The 13,654-nt window shown below is 32.9% G+C and carries 15 protein-coding genes and 1 tRNA gene; 4 read left to right on the forward strand and 12 right to left on the reverse strand.

The genetic code is table 11. The features are described from left to right. Positions 1–129: 129 nt before the first annotated feature. Positions 130–333, reverse strand: a complete 204-nt coding sequence (locus MR875_03515; protein MCI6993911.1) for a helix-turn-helix transcriptional regulator — start codon at positions 331–333, stop codon at positions 130–132. Positions 334–480: 147 nt separating this feature from the next. Here MR875_03515 and purB point away from each other — a divergent pair, with 147 nt between their 5' ends. Further along, positions 481–1,830 carry an adenylosuccinate lyase gene (gene purB, locus MR875_03520; GenBank protein MCI6993912.1) on the forward strand — a complete coding sequence of 450 codons (1,350 nt, stop codon included), beginning with the start codon at positions 481–483 and terminating at the stop codon, positions 1,828–1,830. A gap of 41 nt (positions 1,831–1,871) precedes the next feature. Here purB and cadA read toward each other — a convergent pair whose 3' ends face one another. The 10 genes from cadA to cfbD form a co-directional block, all read right to left on the reverse strand. Continuing rightward, positions 1,872–4,364 carry a cadmium-translocating P-type ATPase gene (cadA, locus tag MR875_03525; protein ID MCI6993913.1) on the reverse strand — a complete coding sequence of 831 codons (2,493 nt, stop codon included), beginning with the start codon at positions 4,362–4,364 and terminating at the stop codon, positions 1,872–1,874. A gap of 81 nt (positions 4,365–4,445) precedes the next feature. Further along, positions 4,446–5,237 carry a nitroreductase family protein gene (locus MR875_03530; GenBank protein ID MCI6993914.1) on the reverse strand — a complete coding sequence of 264 codons (792 nt, stop codon included), beginning with the start codon at positions 5,235–5,237 and terminating at the stop codon, positions 4,446–4,448. Continuing rightward, positions 5,234–6,448 (reverse strand): amidohydrolase family protein, encoded by a 1,215-nt coding sequence (locus MR875_03535; GenBank protein MCI6993915.1) that lies wholly within the window; start codon positions 6,446–6,448, stop codon positions 5,234–5,236. The genes MR875_03530 and MR875_03535 overlap by 4 nt, the downstream gene beginning before the upstream one ends. 8 nt (positions 6,449–6,456) lie before the next feature. After that, entirely contained in the window at positions 6,457–6,846 is a 390-nt protein-coding gene (locus MR875_03540; GenBank protein ID MCI6993916.1) for a DUF126 domain-containing protein, read from the reverse strand. 9 nt (positions 6,847–6,855) lie between these two features. Continuing rightward, complete coding sequence (gene truD / locus MR875_03545; protein ID MCI6993917.1) at positions 6,856–8,112, reverse strand: tRNA pseudouridine(13) synthase TruD; 1,257 nt, start codon at positions 8,110–8,112, stop codon at positions 6,856–6,858. 21 nt (positions 8,113–8,133) lie between these two features. Next, positions 8,134–8,207, reverse strand: a tRNA-Arg gene (locus MR875_03550). Positions 8,208–8,257: 50 nt separating this feature from the next. Further along, on the reverse strand, positions 8,258–8,695 hold the full coding sequence (locus tag MR875_03555) for a hypothetical protein (GenBank protein MCI6993918.1): 438 nt from the start codon (positions 8,693–8,695) through the stop codon (positions 8,258–8,260). A gap of 51 nt (positions 8,696–8,746) precedes the next feature. Then, positions 8,747–10,111 carry an AIR synthase-related protein gene (locus MR875_03560; protein ID MCI6993919.1) on the reverse strand — a complete coding sequence of 455 codons (1,365 nt, stop codon included), beginning with the start codon at positions 10,109–10,111 and terminating at the stop codon, positions 8,747–8,749. 2 nt (positions 10,112–10,113) lie between these two features. Further along, a complete protein-coding gene (gene hisH, locus MR875_03565; GenBank protein MCI6993920.1) occupies positions 10,114–10,710 on the reverse strand; it encodes an imidazole glycerol phosphate synthase subunit HisH in 597 nt (198 codons plus the stop codon). Further along, a complete protein-coding gene (gene cfbD, locus MR875_03570; protein MCI6993921.1) occupies positions 10,707–11,780 on the reverse strand; it encodes a Ni-sirohydrochlorin a,c-diamide reductive cyclase catalytic subunit in 1,074 nt (357 codons plus the stop codon). The genes hisH and cfbD overlap by 4 nt, the downstream gene beginning before the upstream one ends. A 90-nt stretch (positions 11,781–11,870) precedes the next feature. Between cfbD and MR875_03575 the strand changes: the two genes are divergently transcribed. The 3 genes from MR875_03575 (at position 11,871) to MR875_03585 (ending at position 12,980) form a co-directional block, all read left to right on the forward strand. After that, positions 11,871–12,269: a C-GCAxxG-C-C family protein gene (locus tag MR875_03575; protein MCI6993922.1), complete on the forward strand. Its 399-nt coding sequence runs from the start codon at positions 11,871–11,873 to the stop codon at positions 12,267–12,269. 286 nt (positions 12,270–12,555) lie between these two features. After that, on the forward strand, positions 12,556–12,870 hold the full coding sequence (locus tag MR875_03580; GenBank protein MCI6993923.1) for a hypothetical protein: 315 nt from the start codon (positions 12,556–12,558) through the stop codon (positions 12,868–12,870). Continuing rightward, positions 12,819–12,980 (forward strand): hypothetical protein, encoded by a 162-nt coding sequence (locus MR875_03585; GenBank protein MCI6993924.1) that lies wholly within the window; start codon positions 12,819–12,821, stop codon positions 12,978–12,980. Before MR875_03580 ends, MR875_03585 begins: the two co-directional genes overlap by 52 nt. A 44-nt stretch (positions 12,981–13,024) precedes the next feature. On the opposite strand, the gene MR875_03590 is transcribed toward MR875_03585, so the two are convergent. Next, positions 13,025–13,654: a hypothetical protein gene (locus MR875_03590; GenBank protein ID MCI6993925.1), complete on the reverse strand. Its 630-nt coding sequence runs from the start codon at positions 13,652–13,654 to the stop codon at positions 13,025–13,027.

Below are 13,654 nucleotides of genomic sequence, written 5' to 3' on the forward strand. Positions count from 1 at the left end.
TTAACTGAATATTATTAAGTTTTTCATTGAATAAAGACATATTATCAAAAAAATGAAATTTGTTTCTTACATAATCTACTTAGCAATAGACCAGCATAATCAATTGTTATATTTTAATAAAATTTAACATTAATCATCATCATTAAAGACGAAAACATCTTCAATCGCTGTTTTACCCAGTATCTTAGTAATATGATAGGATAATAATAAGGAAGGGTTATAGCGAGCGTTTTCTAAAGCATTTATTGTCTGACGTGTCACCCCAACAGATTCAGCAAGCTCTTGTTGAGTCATGCCTTTCTCTTGGCGCAACTGTCGTATTTTTGTTTCCAAATATATCACTTATTAAATACGATTAATAGCGTTTATTAATCTTTATTTAAAACCTATATAAATGTTACCTAAACAAAACCTTAAATATAATAATCTTAAAGTGAAAATATTATATTGTTATTCATAATTATTATGTGAGATGATAAAATGGCTATACACCCTATTGAATTTAGATATGGGACTCCTGAAATGAAAAATATTTGGGAAGAAGAAAATAAATTACAAAGAATGTTAGATGTGGAATCTGCATTGGCTCAAGCTGAAGGAAAACTCGGAATTATCCCTCAGGACGTAGCTGATGAAATTTCAGCAAAAGCTAACACAAAATATGTTAAATTAGCAAGAATGAAAGAAATTGAAGCAGCAACCAATCACGATATTGCAGCATTATCCAAATCCATTACAGAAGTTTGTGAAAATGGTGCAGGTGAATACGTTCACTTCGGAGCAACATCTAATGATATTGTTGACAGCTCAAATTCATTATTGATCAAAGATTCAATTACTGTATTAAAAGAAAAATTAGAAAGATTAACAAAAATAATGTTAGATTTAGCAAGTGAAAACAAAATGAAAGTCTGTATCGGACGTACCCATGGACAACATGCACTTCCAACAACCTACGGAATGAAATTTGCTTTATGGGCAGATGAACTCCACAGACAATACGACAGATTAGAACATGCTGAATCAAATGTATGTGTTGGAATGATGGATGGTGCAGTAGGTACTACTGCAGCATTAGGCGAACAAGGTTGGGAAATTCATAAAACAGTTGCTGAAATCTTAGGATTGCCTGCAGCAACAATTACAAACCAAGTTGTGCAAAGAGACAACCACGTGGAATTCATTAGTGTATTAGCTAACATTGCAAGTACTTTAGACAAAATCGGACTTGAAATCAGAAGCTTACAAAGAACCGAAATCATGGAGTTAGGCGAATACTTCGATCCTGAAAAACAAGTTGGAAGTAGTACTATGCCTCACAAAATGAACCCAATTACTGCCGAAAGAATTTGTGGTGTTGCAAGAATCGTTAAATCATATGTGAATGCAGCTTTAGACAACAACCCACTCTGGCACGAAAGAGATTTAACCAACTCCTCTTGTGAAAGAATCATGTTCCCAGAAAGTTGTATTTTAACTGATTACATCTTAAACTTAACAATCAAATTAATGAGCAATCTCGTATTCTACGATGAGAACATCGAAAGAAACTTAAACTTCACCAACGGACTCGTTATGGCTGAAAGATTAATGGCTGAACTTACCCGTGCAGGAATGGGAAAACAAACTGCTTACGGAATTGTAAGGAAAAACGCTATTAAAGCTAATAAAGAGAAATTATTACTTGGTGAGTTAATTTTAGAAGACGAAGAAGTTAAAAAATACTTAACTCAAGAAGACGTTGACAAAATAATGGATCCACATACTTATACAGGATCTATACCAACCATTATTGATGAATTACTTGAAAAATCACAAGAATGGTTTTAAAATTTAAAAAAATAGAATTAATTGATATAAATCAATTAATTTTAATTATTACTTTTTCTTTTTATTTCAGGAACATATCTCTTAAGTAATAATGAAAGAGATATAACAGTTACAGAACTCATTGCCATTGCAAGACCGGCTAATGCAGGTTCAAATGTAATTCCAAATGCAGGATATAAAACACCAGCAGCAATAGGAATCAATATTGAGTTATATGCAAATGCCCAGAAAATGTTTTCTTTGATTCTACGCATTACTTTTCTTGAGAATTGAACTGCAGCAACAACATTTTCCAAGTCACCTTCCATTACAACAATATCCCCACTTTCCATAGCAATATCAGTACCATTACCCATAGCTACACCAATATCTGCTTGTGTAAGTGCAGGAGCATCATTAATTCCATCTCCAACAAACAATACAGTTTTACTACCATTTGCTTGAGCTTCTTTAACAATTTCTAATTTGTTTTCAGGAAGAACACAAGCTTTTACGTTGTCAATGCCAACTTCACGAGCCACATTCAATGCAGTAGCTTCGTTGTCCCCAGTAAGCATATAGGTTTCAACACCCATTTTATGCAATTCTTCAATTGTTCTTTTTGAATTTTCTTTGATTTTATCAGATAAACTTAAAATACCTTTAACAGTTTTATCTTCAGCTAGGAAAATAATTGTTTTTGACAATTCTTCAAGTTCATGATATTTATCTACAAGATCAGATGAAACATCCACATTTTCCGCTTCCATTAAAGCTAAGTTACCTGCAAGAACTTCTTTGGAGTTAAGTTCAGCTTTTAAACCTTTACCAGTAATGTTTTCAAATCCAGAAGTCTGGTCTAATTCAATACCTAAATCTTTAGCTTTATTTACAATAGCTTTTGCAATTGGGTGAGTTGAATTTTGCTCTACACTAGCTGCAAGTTTGATCAAATCTTCATCAGTAGTGTTGTATGCAATTACATCATCCACTTCAGGTTTTCCTTCAGTAATAGTTCCAGTCTTATCGAATGCTGCAACATCAAGTTGACCTGCATTTTCTAATGTGTCACCATTTTTAATTAAAATACCAAATTCAGCTGCTCTTCCAACACCTACTGTAACTGCAGTTGGAGTTGCAAGACCTAATGCACATGGACATGCAACAACTAAAATTGAAATCAAACATGTGAGTGAGAAGAGTAAAGTTGCTCCGAATACAAAGTACCAAAGTATGAATACAACAATAGCTATTGTTAAGATAACTGGAATGAAGTATGAAACAATAGTATTTGCAAATTTTTGAACTGGAGGTCTTGAGGATTGTGCTTTTTCAACCAAACGAATAATATTGGACAATACAGTTTCTTTTCCAATCTTTTTAGCTTTAGTATAAAGTACACCATCCTGATTGATAGTACCTGCAAAGACTTCTTCTCCATCTTTTTTAACTTTAGGAATTGGTTCCCCATTAATCATTGATTCATCAACATATGATTCCCCACCAACGACATCTCCATCAACAGGAATCTTTTCACCAGGTTTTACAAGTAACAAATCATCTAATACAATATCTGCAATAGATACTTCTTTTTGAGAGAGGATCTCACCGTTTTCATCAACTTCAATTGCAGTTGCAACAGTTGGCTGAAGACCGATTAACTCTTTAATTGAATCAGAAGTTCTTTTCTTAGCTCTTGCTTCTAAGTATCTTCCAATCATCAAGAATGCTGGAAGCATTACAGCAGAATCATAAAACATGAAAGTGTGGTCAAGTACAATACCAAATGTTCCAAGAATACTTGAAACATAAGCAACCATAATACCCATGGAATACATTACATCCATGTTCAAGTTTTTATTGCGTAATCCATTCCATCCTGCTTTTAAGATAGGTAATGAAATGTAAATGAACGGTCCAATACTTACAATTAATGAAAGTAATCCCATTGCTGAGATATGAAGACCAGTAGCTTGATTTAAACTTGCAATAGGTCCCATTAATGGATCCCATCCACTAAACATTAAAACCATCAAAATTGCTGTGAAAATTACACCAACAATAATTCTTGTGAGCTTGTCTTTTAAATCTTGTTGATAAATTGCTTCCTCATCTATTTCAGTTTGACCTTCAATACCTAAAAGTTCGAAACCTAATGATTCGATTACTTTTTCGACTTCATTCATATCCAATTTAGATGAGTCGTATCTAATTTTAGCAGTTTGAGAGGTTAAATCTGCTTTAACATCAAAAATACCATCTACTCTAATTAAGAATTTTTCAACATTCATTGTACAAGATGCACAATGCATACCTTGAATTCTTAATGTCATTTCATCAGAGTGAAGTTCAAAACCTAAGTTTTTAACTAATCTTTCCATTTCTTCATAAGAAATTTTTTTAGGGTTAATTGTGATATGTAATCTATTTGCCGCCAAATCAGCATCCACTTCTTCTACACCTTCGACTTTGCCAAAAGTTTTATTTACACTTAATACACAAGAAGCACAATGCATTCCTTCAATGGGCAAATCCATACTTTTAAGATATGCCATTAAATCACATTCGTTATATTTTTTTCTTTTATAAAACGAGTATTAGTTTAACTAACATATAAAGGTTTTGTCACTTTTATGTTAGTAATAGGTGACATTGATATTTTTGTGAGGAATTGTCCTTCTGAATCTCACTTTAGGATAGCCAATAATAAAAGTAGAATACATATGTTTGTTTTTATCAATTTTTGGGAAAAATTCCATTAATTTATTATGATCAAGCTCATCTGCTTTAAGAATAAACAATGAATAAAAACCACCAAGACCTAAAGAATAAGCAAGTAATTCTAAACGAGTATTTGCAATAACAGCACTTGTTTTATCTGTTGAAAATGTTAAGATAAGTTGTTTTCCTTCCCACAATAATGGATGGAGTTTCTTTGTAGAACTGTCTTTTAGATACTCACCGAACTCTTTGATTCTGAAAAATTTGTCATCATCGACTTTAATGATATCATAGACAAGATTCATGAAGTCATCAAGTTTTTCATCGACAACTACAAATTCGACATCCTGTTCGTTTTGAGCAGATGGAGAATAATATGCTCCTTCAAAAAGTTTATCAAATGTTTCATTATCAATTTTCTTATTTTTAAACCATCGTATTGATCTTCTTTGCTTTAATAATTGAAGCAAATCATCATATTCAACTGGAATATTTTTAGAATCATAATCCTGAATTTTATCTTTATGGTCTTCAAAGCTTTTAAGAGTAATTGCACTGACCTTACATACTGCCATACAGTGTCCACATTCAAAACAGTTATCACCTATTTCAACTGCAAAGTCATCAACAGCAATATTATCACGAATACATACTTGTGAACAAAGTTTACAAGCAGTACACAAATCAGTATCAATAATTAATTTCATTTAACCACAATTCCATCTTGCATAACAGTTAAAATATTATCATTATCACTTAAAATAGAAACATCATCCAACGGATTAGAATTGACCAAAATTAAATCAGCAATGCAGTTTTCACTAACTTGACCAAGATTTTCACAACCTAAGTATTTAGCTGCTTTGACAGTTCCACTAGCTATTGCTTCTTCTTCACTCATTCCAATATCAGTCAAGTGAACCAATTCTTCCAGGTTATGTCCATGAGGAATAACTCCACTGTCAGTCCCCATCAAGATGTTTACTCCCTCTTCATAAGCAACAGAGATGTTTTCTTTGTGAACTTTAACAATTTCTTTTAATTTTGCGGTTTTTTCAGCTGCATAATTATCCCATGCAGGAAAACCGTTTTTGTACAAGAATTGATGAACCAAAAGTGTTGGAACTAAACTTACATTGTTTTTAGCCATTTTGGAAGCTGTTTTTCTATCAATGAATGTTCCATGTTCGATTGATGAAAATCCTGCTTTGATACAGTTGTTTATTCCTTTTAAACTATGACAATGTGCTGAAACTTTCATGTTGTTTGCATTAGCTTCACAAACAATAGTTTTTAATTCTTTTTTGTTGAATTGTGCAAATTCCGGTGAAGTGTTTGTTGTTAAAACTCCACCACTACACATTACTTTAATAAAATCAGCACCTGCCCTTTTTATTTCACGAGTCTTTTTCAATACCTCTTCAACACCATCGCATCTTCCTTTTGGAAATCCGGGATACATTATCTCCATATCCCATCCGGACGGAAGAAGCAAATCAAAATGACCTCCAGTCATGACAAGAGGAGTTATTGACAAGTGAATTTTAGGAGCAGTAAATAATTTTCTTTGTTGAGCCAATTTAAAACTTAAATCAGCAGGTCCACAATCCCTAATTGTTGTAACACCTGCATTGATTGTCTGCAATGAATGAGGAACTGCATTATAAAAATGAATACCCAATGGATTCGCCATGTTTTCTTCTTTGTGGAATCCTTTTGCAAAGATATGAGTATGACAATCAATAAAACCTGGAAGCAAGTAATTATCTTCACCATCAATGACATTAACATTATCTTTTGTAGATGTTTTATCAGAAGAGATTTCCTTAATTAAATTATCTTCAATCAGGACATTCTGATGATTTTTTACTTCATCATTTGGGTTAATGATATTTACATTTTCAATTAGAGTTTGCATTTTAATCACTATAAAATTTCAATTGTTCCATTGTCCCCATCAACTTCAACCAAGGTTCCAGTAGTTAAATCTTTAGTTTGAGCTGGTGAGTCAACCATAGGAATATCAGACATGATAGCCCCAGTTGCAATAATAGGCTCTGCATTAAGGCAGATTATAGCATTTGGAGCAGTATCGTTTTTCATCATTTGGAAAATAACATAAGAACCCACAGTAGAACCTTTTCCACCAGGAATGAATAAAACTTTATCCTTAATGCATTCTCCCTTTAATTCATGAGTAGGGTCGATTATAATTCCAGTTTCCGGATCAACACCACCAAGGAAACTAATCGGTTCAGATGATACAATTAATTCCCCTTTTCCTTTTCCTTTTGCAATATTTCTACATGAAATCATATAAATCACTTAAATAACATCTTTTTTCATTACTTCTCTTAAAACAGCAGTAGCATAAGAACCTTTATCAATTGAAAATTCACATAAAAGACCATCATCAGTCGGAGTAGCTGATGCATCCCATACTTGGAATCTCATGGATCTTCTAAGACCATGACTTCCTAAACGTGGCATTTTTGGAACTTCAAAATCTGCTTTTGTAATATTATAATTAGTCAATATATTCTCTTCCATTTTACCGACTTCACCACCTGCAAATGGAACTTTTGTACCATATAACGGGCAAGTTGGACTAGCTTGGAAGTTATCAATCAATTCCTGGAATTCTTCAGGAGTTTTATCACGAACAATATGTTCTTCTGTGTCAATAATAATATCTCCTTCAATATATTTGTCCATTCCCATTTCAACTCTTTTACTTACAGCTTCATTAAATAAATAAGATTGATAAGCATGAACAAACATTCTTTGAAGTGGTTTTGGAAGTGCATGTAATGCATTCATATATGCTTTATCAGTCAATTCACCTTTTTTAGATGCTCTGACTAATTCTTTAAGCATCATTTTTTCATAACGCATGCCTTTACCCATCAAATCAAGAGCTTCTTCAAGGTTGCCGTCATCATATGCTTGTCTTGCCTTTTGGTTTTCTTCAGACTCATCATCCTGAGGATTACCAATGTAAACACCAACAGCTTTTTCCAGGTCATTTTCAACCAATGCCTCACCTACCAAATGAGTTATTGTTCTTGGTTTTCCAAACCTTTGCCAACCGAAGTAGTTAGGAACACCAGTTTTTTGGAGTTCTCCTAAAACCTCATTTGCAACATCAGCACTTTTTTCAATATCATCCAAATCCTTAACAAGAATTCTGAACTTGTTTCCTCTAAGTTGACCCATCCTAAGTTTTTTACGGCCACGGACAACTTTTAAAAAATCAGTTTTATAAATATCTAAAGCTTCAACCTGTTTAAATTGCTCTTCTGAATCCATATTTGCAATACAAATCCATTGGCGAGTGATAGCTTTTTTATCTTTCATTCCTGCAAAGCCCATTCTTTTTCTTGATATATGTAAATCACGAGCAATGTCTAAAACAACATCCAATGTGGTTCTTCCTAATTTTTCAATCCACACATAAACATTAGGTCCTTCCCCATCAGGAATGATTTCAGGAATTTCTTCAACGTAAAAATCTTCATATTGGTTTCTAATTGTTCCACCAATACCTTTTTGAGATGTAACATAAGTATTAGCATTTAACATAATAATCACGGAAAAATGTAGTGCCCTGGCCGGGATTTGAACCCGGGGAATGGGATCCGCAGTCCCATGTGTTATCCAAACTACACCACCAGGGCTAATAAAATAAGATAACATATAATTTTATGATTTTAATAGTATTTAATAATTACCATACAGACAAAGTATATGAATAATCATCATAATTTCTTGTAGCTACTGAAACTTTATTAGATTTAGAATAATCACCAGAAGAAGATAATACTTTCCCATTTAAAATATTATTCTCACTAAACCTATAATTTGTAAGATTAAAGCAATTAAATTTATTTTTACAAATTTCAGAAACACTCCTAATTGATTCTTTTGAATTTTCATTTTCTTTTAAGATATTGGAAATATCACCAATAAAAGTACCATCTGTAAAATTCACTTTTCCACTTAGAATTTCCATAATATCCTGAGCCGTTCTGATTTCATGAGAATCATATGCATATTCCGGACTTGGAATTGATATTGTAACATTAACAACTAAAAATACTGTTAAAAGTAAAAATACTGCAAGAATAGCATCAATTATGTAAAAATATCCTTTTTCATCTAACATGAATGAAAATAGGATTTTAAAATATTAAAAAAATAGTAAAGTGTGCAAAAATTAATTTGCACGAATGTGATTAATCACTTTTTCTTTTTTAGCAATAGCTGCATCAGAAGCCCTTTGAACTTTTTCTTTCATTTCTTCAAAGTCTTCAGGAGTTGTATCTCCTACTAATTTTTTGATTTTAGTATAAGCAGCTTCTCTGAATAATGGTACGAGTTTCTCTTCAGATGAATCTTCTTTAATTAATATTGGTTCACCAGAAGTGTTAACTTCCCCAATTTCAGATATTGCAACATCGTATTTTCCAACAGCTTTCTTAATATCTCCAACGATTTCAGGAGGTGCAATTAACATCAATGAGTCAGTTGAAACTCCAAGTGGGTCGATGTTTAATGTTTCAAGCATATTTAATACATTTGGTGCAACCATTTGTCTGATTTCTTTTTCGTAGAATTCCAAACCGACACCAGTAGTATTTGAGATTTCGTGTGCATCTCCTCTTAAACCACCGTTGGTTACATCAGTCATTGCGTGAATGTCTTTTACTAGATCTGCTTCAAATAATGCATGGGAAGCTTGAACGAAGTTTACATTCATTGTATCCCATACAACATCAAAGAATCCATTGTATAATGCAGTAGTTGTGATTGTTCCTCCACCAGAACCTTCAGTTAAAAGAATCGCATCACCATCAGTTGCTCCTTTTCTTGCTGTTGGAGGATGATTTGATACACCTACACTTCCAACTGCTGAAACAAACCTATCTCCTAAAACCATATCTCCACCGACACGTAAGGTACTTCCAGCCACAATTGGAACATCTACAAGCTCAGATACTGCTGCAACACCTGCAGTAAAGTCAAATATTTTAGCAACATCCCCATCATCAGCCAAGTGAACATCACTTAAAATTGCAACAGGGTCTGCACCCATTACACAAACATCTCTAAGTGTTGCTCTTGTTACGTGAAAACCACCTAAAAATGGATATTCACTTAGACGTGAATGAATTCCATCAACTGCTGTGGTAATATAAACTTCATCGTTGTTTGCTTTTGCTTTAACAACCCCACCATCATCCTGTTCTGATGGGTTTACGAGTGATGCTGTGTTTGTTGATGAAACGATTTCTGCAATTTTTCTGTGAACGAAGAAATCTCCAGCTCCACGAGATCCAACTCCCATTTCACCCATTAAAACATCCGCTTTGTTAACGTTAGCAATTTCTTTTAAAAACTCATCATCACTTTCCTGTAATTTGAGGGTTGTTGAAACTTCATCAATTACTGCTTTTGCCATTTCAACTGAGTTTTCTTCTGAAATTTTTTTGTATTCTCTTATTCTTACAGCCAAAATATCTGCTAAATCATTGTAATCATAATCGTCAATTCTAGCTCTTACAAATCCTTCAATATCCATTTTTATAACTCCAAATTAGTAAAATTCTTTAAAATCTTAAGTCCCGCTACACCACTTTTTTCTGGGTGGAATTGTGTTGAAAATAAATTATTTTGACTTAAACTTGCTACAACATCGCCACCGTATTCACAAACTCCAGCAATAATGCTTTCATCATCAGGAACAACATGGTAAGAGTGTACAAAATAGAAATACTCTCCATCAATACCTTCCAAAATAGGAGAATCATTGCATACTTTTAATTTATTCCATCCCATATGTGGTATCTTAACATCCCCTGACAACAATTCTGCATGTCCTTTAAATAAGTCCAATCCGTCAACACCAACTGATTCTTCACTTGAACTCATTAAAACCTGTTGGCCAAGACAAATTCCCAAAAATGGTTTGTCATCAGATACATGTTCAAAAATCACATCTTCAAAGGGCCTTAAATTTTCCATTGCACTTCCAAATGCACCCACACCAGGTAAAACCAAATAATCACTATTAGCGATTACTTCTTTATCATCAGTGATTTGAAATTCAGCACCGATCTTTCTAAATCCATTTGAAATACTTTTTAAGTTTCCACTTTTATAATCAATAATTGTAATCATTCGTCTAACCACCCAATAGCTGATCTAATCATTCCACCAAAGTCTGAAAATACTATTTTATCAGTTCCAAGAGTTTTTGAGTGTGCATCAAGCTCTGCAACAACATGATTATAACCTAAATCTCTTAAAGGTCCTACCAAACGAGGCCCATCAGTGATTGCAACTGATTCTGCATCAAAATCTTCGATTGGAAATGCATGAGGAACACCAAATACAACAAGTAAGTCCAAATCTTTATCTTTTAGATATTCTGCTGCTGCATTAGCAGTTATAGGATATTCATCAAGACCACCAGTAATGTAATCGATATCAATTGGCAATTCTTCCTTGATTCTTCTTGCATGACCTCTGATTCTCTCAAGACCAATATTTTCATCAAGATTTGCAACAATGATTGGTTTATTGTCTTCATTAATGTCTTTATAATCAAAATTAATTATGTCTGCAAATAAGTATGAAGTTTCTTTTTTAGCATTATGAACAAAAGCTACCTTTTTACCATCTTTAATTGCTTGAACAACTATCTTAGCAACACTTTCTTTTGAATCACCAAAGTTTGGCTTGATATATTTACCTTGTGCCATTCCCCTGGTTTTTTCAACTTCGGTTGCTTTTTCAAGCATTTCAATTTGTCTGTCTGCTTCTTCTGGAGGAATTACGCCACATTCAACTGCTGCTTCTAAAACCATGATTGCACCAACAGTGTTGTCTCCTTCACCAGAACCTCCATGAGATTCAACCGGCACAACAGTACATGGCAAATCAGCATTAGCAATAGCCTCTTTTAAATCTTCACCAATAATCATACTGGCACAAGTACCTACAACACCCATCAGTTTTGGGTTAAACATGTCATAAGCTTCCCTTAAAGTTTCTTCCAGCTTTTCGCCAGCCCCTAAAATAAAATCATTTTCAGCCATTGCTGTTGTCAAGACTCTTACGCCATCAGTTTCAAGGAGTCTTCCTGTTCTGAAACAACAACCATTTGGCCCGTGCATAACAATAACATCAACATTCATATCTCTTAATGTATAAAGAGATGCTGCAATTGGACTTGGTCTTGGATGCATATTTTTTCACCTAAAATTAATTTAACAAATAATTATTTAAAATTCTTAATTAATATAATTATACAATTGAACAATTGGGAGATTGCATTTATGAAACTTGACAAAAAAATTTTAGAAGAAAAAATCAGAGAATACAGAATTTTTAAAAGTTGCTCTGAATCAACATTAATGGGACTTTGCGAATGTGCAGAATATCCAATGAGTAAAGCAGAAATGTGCAAAATCACTTGTGGGTTTGCAGGTGGAATTGGTGGAACATTTGATGAAGGAACATGTGGTGCTGTTACCGGTGCAGTAATCGCAAATGGATTAGTCTTAGATGATCCATCCAAAATCAAAGCTAATGCAAAAGAAATTTTCAATACTTTCAAAGAAGAATATGGTACTGTATGCTGCGGTGCGATAACAAATAACGGTGATGACAAATCCCCATGTGTCGATTGCTGCGTATTTATTGCAAATAAAGTTGCAGATTTATGGGATGAATAATTCCATTAAATTCATACAACCATTAAAAGTAGATAGATTAAATCAAATATTGTAATTAAGGGATTGGGATAAAAATTAAAGTTTTTTATCCTTAATAGTCAGATTGCTGAATAAAATCCTCAGTAAGATTAAATTTACCAATGAACTATATAAAGAAGGATTATAATGAGCAAATATTCATATTATACTGATGGCGCAGCAACAATGATAAATAAAAAAGGAAAATACCTCAGAGAAGCAGGTGGCTGGGCTTTTATTTTACTTAAAGATGGAGAAAAATATTCAAATGCATCAGGCGATTGTCCCACAACAACGAATAATGAAAATGGAACTTTATGCAATTTATGCTTCAATGAAAGATTTTTCCAGATTTTGCAGACCTGGCGATGAAATAGAAATCCATTCCGATTCCGGTTACTGCATTAACATATTTACCCAATGGGTCAAAGGTTGGAAGAGAAAAGGGTGGAAAAAAGGAGACGGCAAACCTATTCAAAATCTCGAAATTATCAAAGCAATATGGAATTTAATGAGAGATATTGAAAAAGAATGCAATTTGAGATTTGTAAAAGTTTTAAAGGACATTCCAATAACAGACTAAACAATGAAGTAGATCGCTTAGCAGTTAATGCTAAAAACACTGCAAGAAAAACCGGAAAAACAATTGGATTTGATGGAGAAGCATCATTACTTGGAACCAAACAGATGTAAACTACGAATAATGGTTACAATAATAATCTTTAATTTTTTATTTTTTAATTAGTTAAAATATAAACTCCATACAAAATAACCAATAAAAGAACATTGAGAACTGTAAATACAACCAAGTATTTTGTTTTGAATTCTTCACACTCATCAACAAGGAGTTTATATGAAATAAGATTAGCCATTGAAGCTATTAAAGTTCCAAATCCACCAATATTAATTCCTATTATAATAGATTCGAAATTGTTACTAAAACCACTTAACAACATCGCAGCTGGAACATTAGACATTATTTGAGATGCAATAATACCACAAACAACCTCATTACCAACAATCCACTTTTTAAAAATAAATGTGAAAAATGAAATATGTTCCAAATTACCAATCAGAATAAAAAGTGCAATAAAAGTCAATAACAAATAATAATCTACTCCTAAAAATACCCTTTTAAAGAAATCATCTGTGTTAACTTCTACTTTTTTTACATCAGGCAAAGTAATAGTCTTTTTTGATACAAAAAATACCAAAATAATTAAAAATACAACTGAAACAATAACATATGGCAATAACAATGAGAAAAATGATTCAAATGGAATTTTTGATACAGCATACATCACAATATTATGAGGAGCACCAATTGGAAGCACCATACATCCAATGTTAGCAGCAATAGTCTGCAA

The sequence above is a fragment of the Methanobrevibacter sp. genome (assembly GCA_022775905.1).
In the GTDB taxonomy this organism is placed as follows: domain Archaea; phylum Methanobacteriota; class Methanobacteria; order Methanobacteriales; family Methanobacteriaceae; genus Methanocatella.

What these genes read in the sequence shown, in the direction of transcription:
- MR875_03575 (MCI6993922.1), top strand. Translation starts at nt 11,871, where the DNA reads ATGAAACTTGACAAAAAAATTTTAGAAGAAAAAATCAGAGAATACAGA.
- purB (MCI6993912.1), top strand. Translation starts at nt 481, where the DNA reads ATGGCTATACACCCTATTGAATTTAGATATGGGACTCCTGAAATGAAA.
- MR875_03535 (MCI6993915.1), bottom strand. Translation starts at nt 6,448, where the DNA reads ATGCAAACTCTAATTGAAAATGTAAATATCATTAACCCAAATGATGAA.
- cadA (MCI6993913.1), bottom strand. Translation starts at nt 4,364, where the DNA reads ATGGCATATCTTAAAAGTATGGATTTGCCCATTGAAGGAATGCATTGT.
- truD (MCI6993917.1), bottom strand. Translation starts at nt 8,112, where the DNA reads ATGTTAAATGCTAATACTTATGTTACATCTCAAAAAGGTATTGGTGGA.
- MR875_03540 (MCI6993916.1), bottom strand. Translation starts at nt 6,846, where the DNA reads ATGATTTCATGTAGAAATATTGCAAAAGGAAAAGGAAAAGGGGAATTA.
- MR875_03555 (MCI6993918.1), bottom strand. Translation starts at nt 8,695, where the DNA reads ATGTTAGATGAAAAAGGATATTTTTACATAATTGATGCTATTCTTGCA.
- MR875_03585 (MCI6993924.1), top strand. Translation starts at nt 12,819, where the DNA reads ATGCAATTTGAGATTTGTAAAAGTTTTAAAGGACATTCCAATAACAGA.
- cfbD (MCI6993921.1), bottom strand. Translation starts at nt 11,780, where the DNA reads ATGCATCCAAGACCAAGTCCAATTGCAGCATCTCTTTATACATTAAGA.
- MR875_03560 (MCI6993919.1), bottom strand. Translation starts at nt 10,111, where the DNA reads ATGGATATTGAAGGATTTGTAAGAGCTAGAATTGACGATTATGATTAC.
- hisH (MCI6993920.1), bottom strand. Translation starts at nt 10,710, where the DNA reads ATGATTACAATTATTGATTATAAAAGTGGAAACTTAAAAAGTATTTCA.
- MR875_03530 (MCI6993914.1), bottom strand. Translation starts at nt 5,237, where the DNA reads ATGAAATTAATTATTGATACTGATTTGTGTACTGCTTGTAAACTTTGT.
- MR875_03580 (MCI6993923.1), top strand. Translation starts at nt 12,556, where the DNA reads ATGCATCAGGCGATTGTCCCACAACAACGAATAATGAAAATGGAACTT.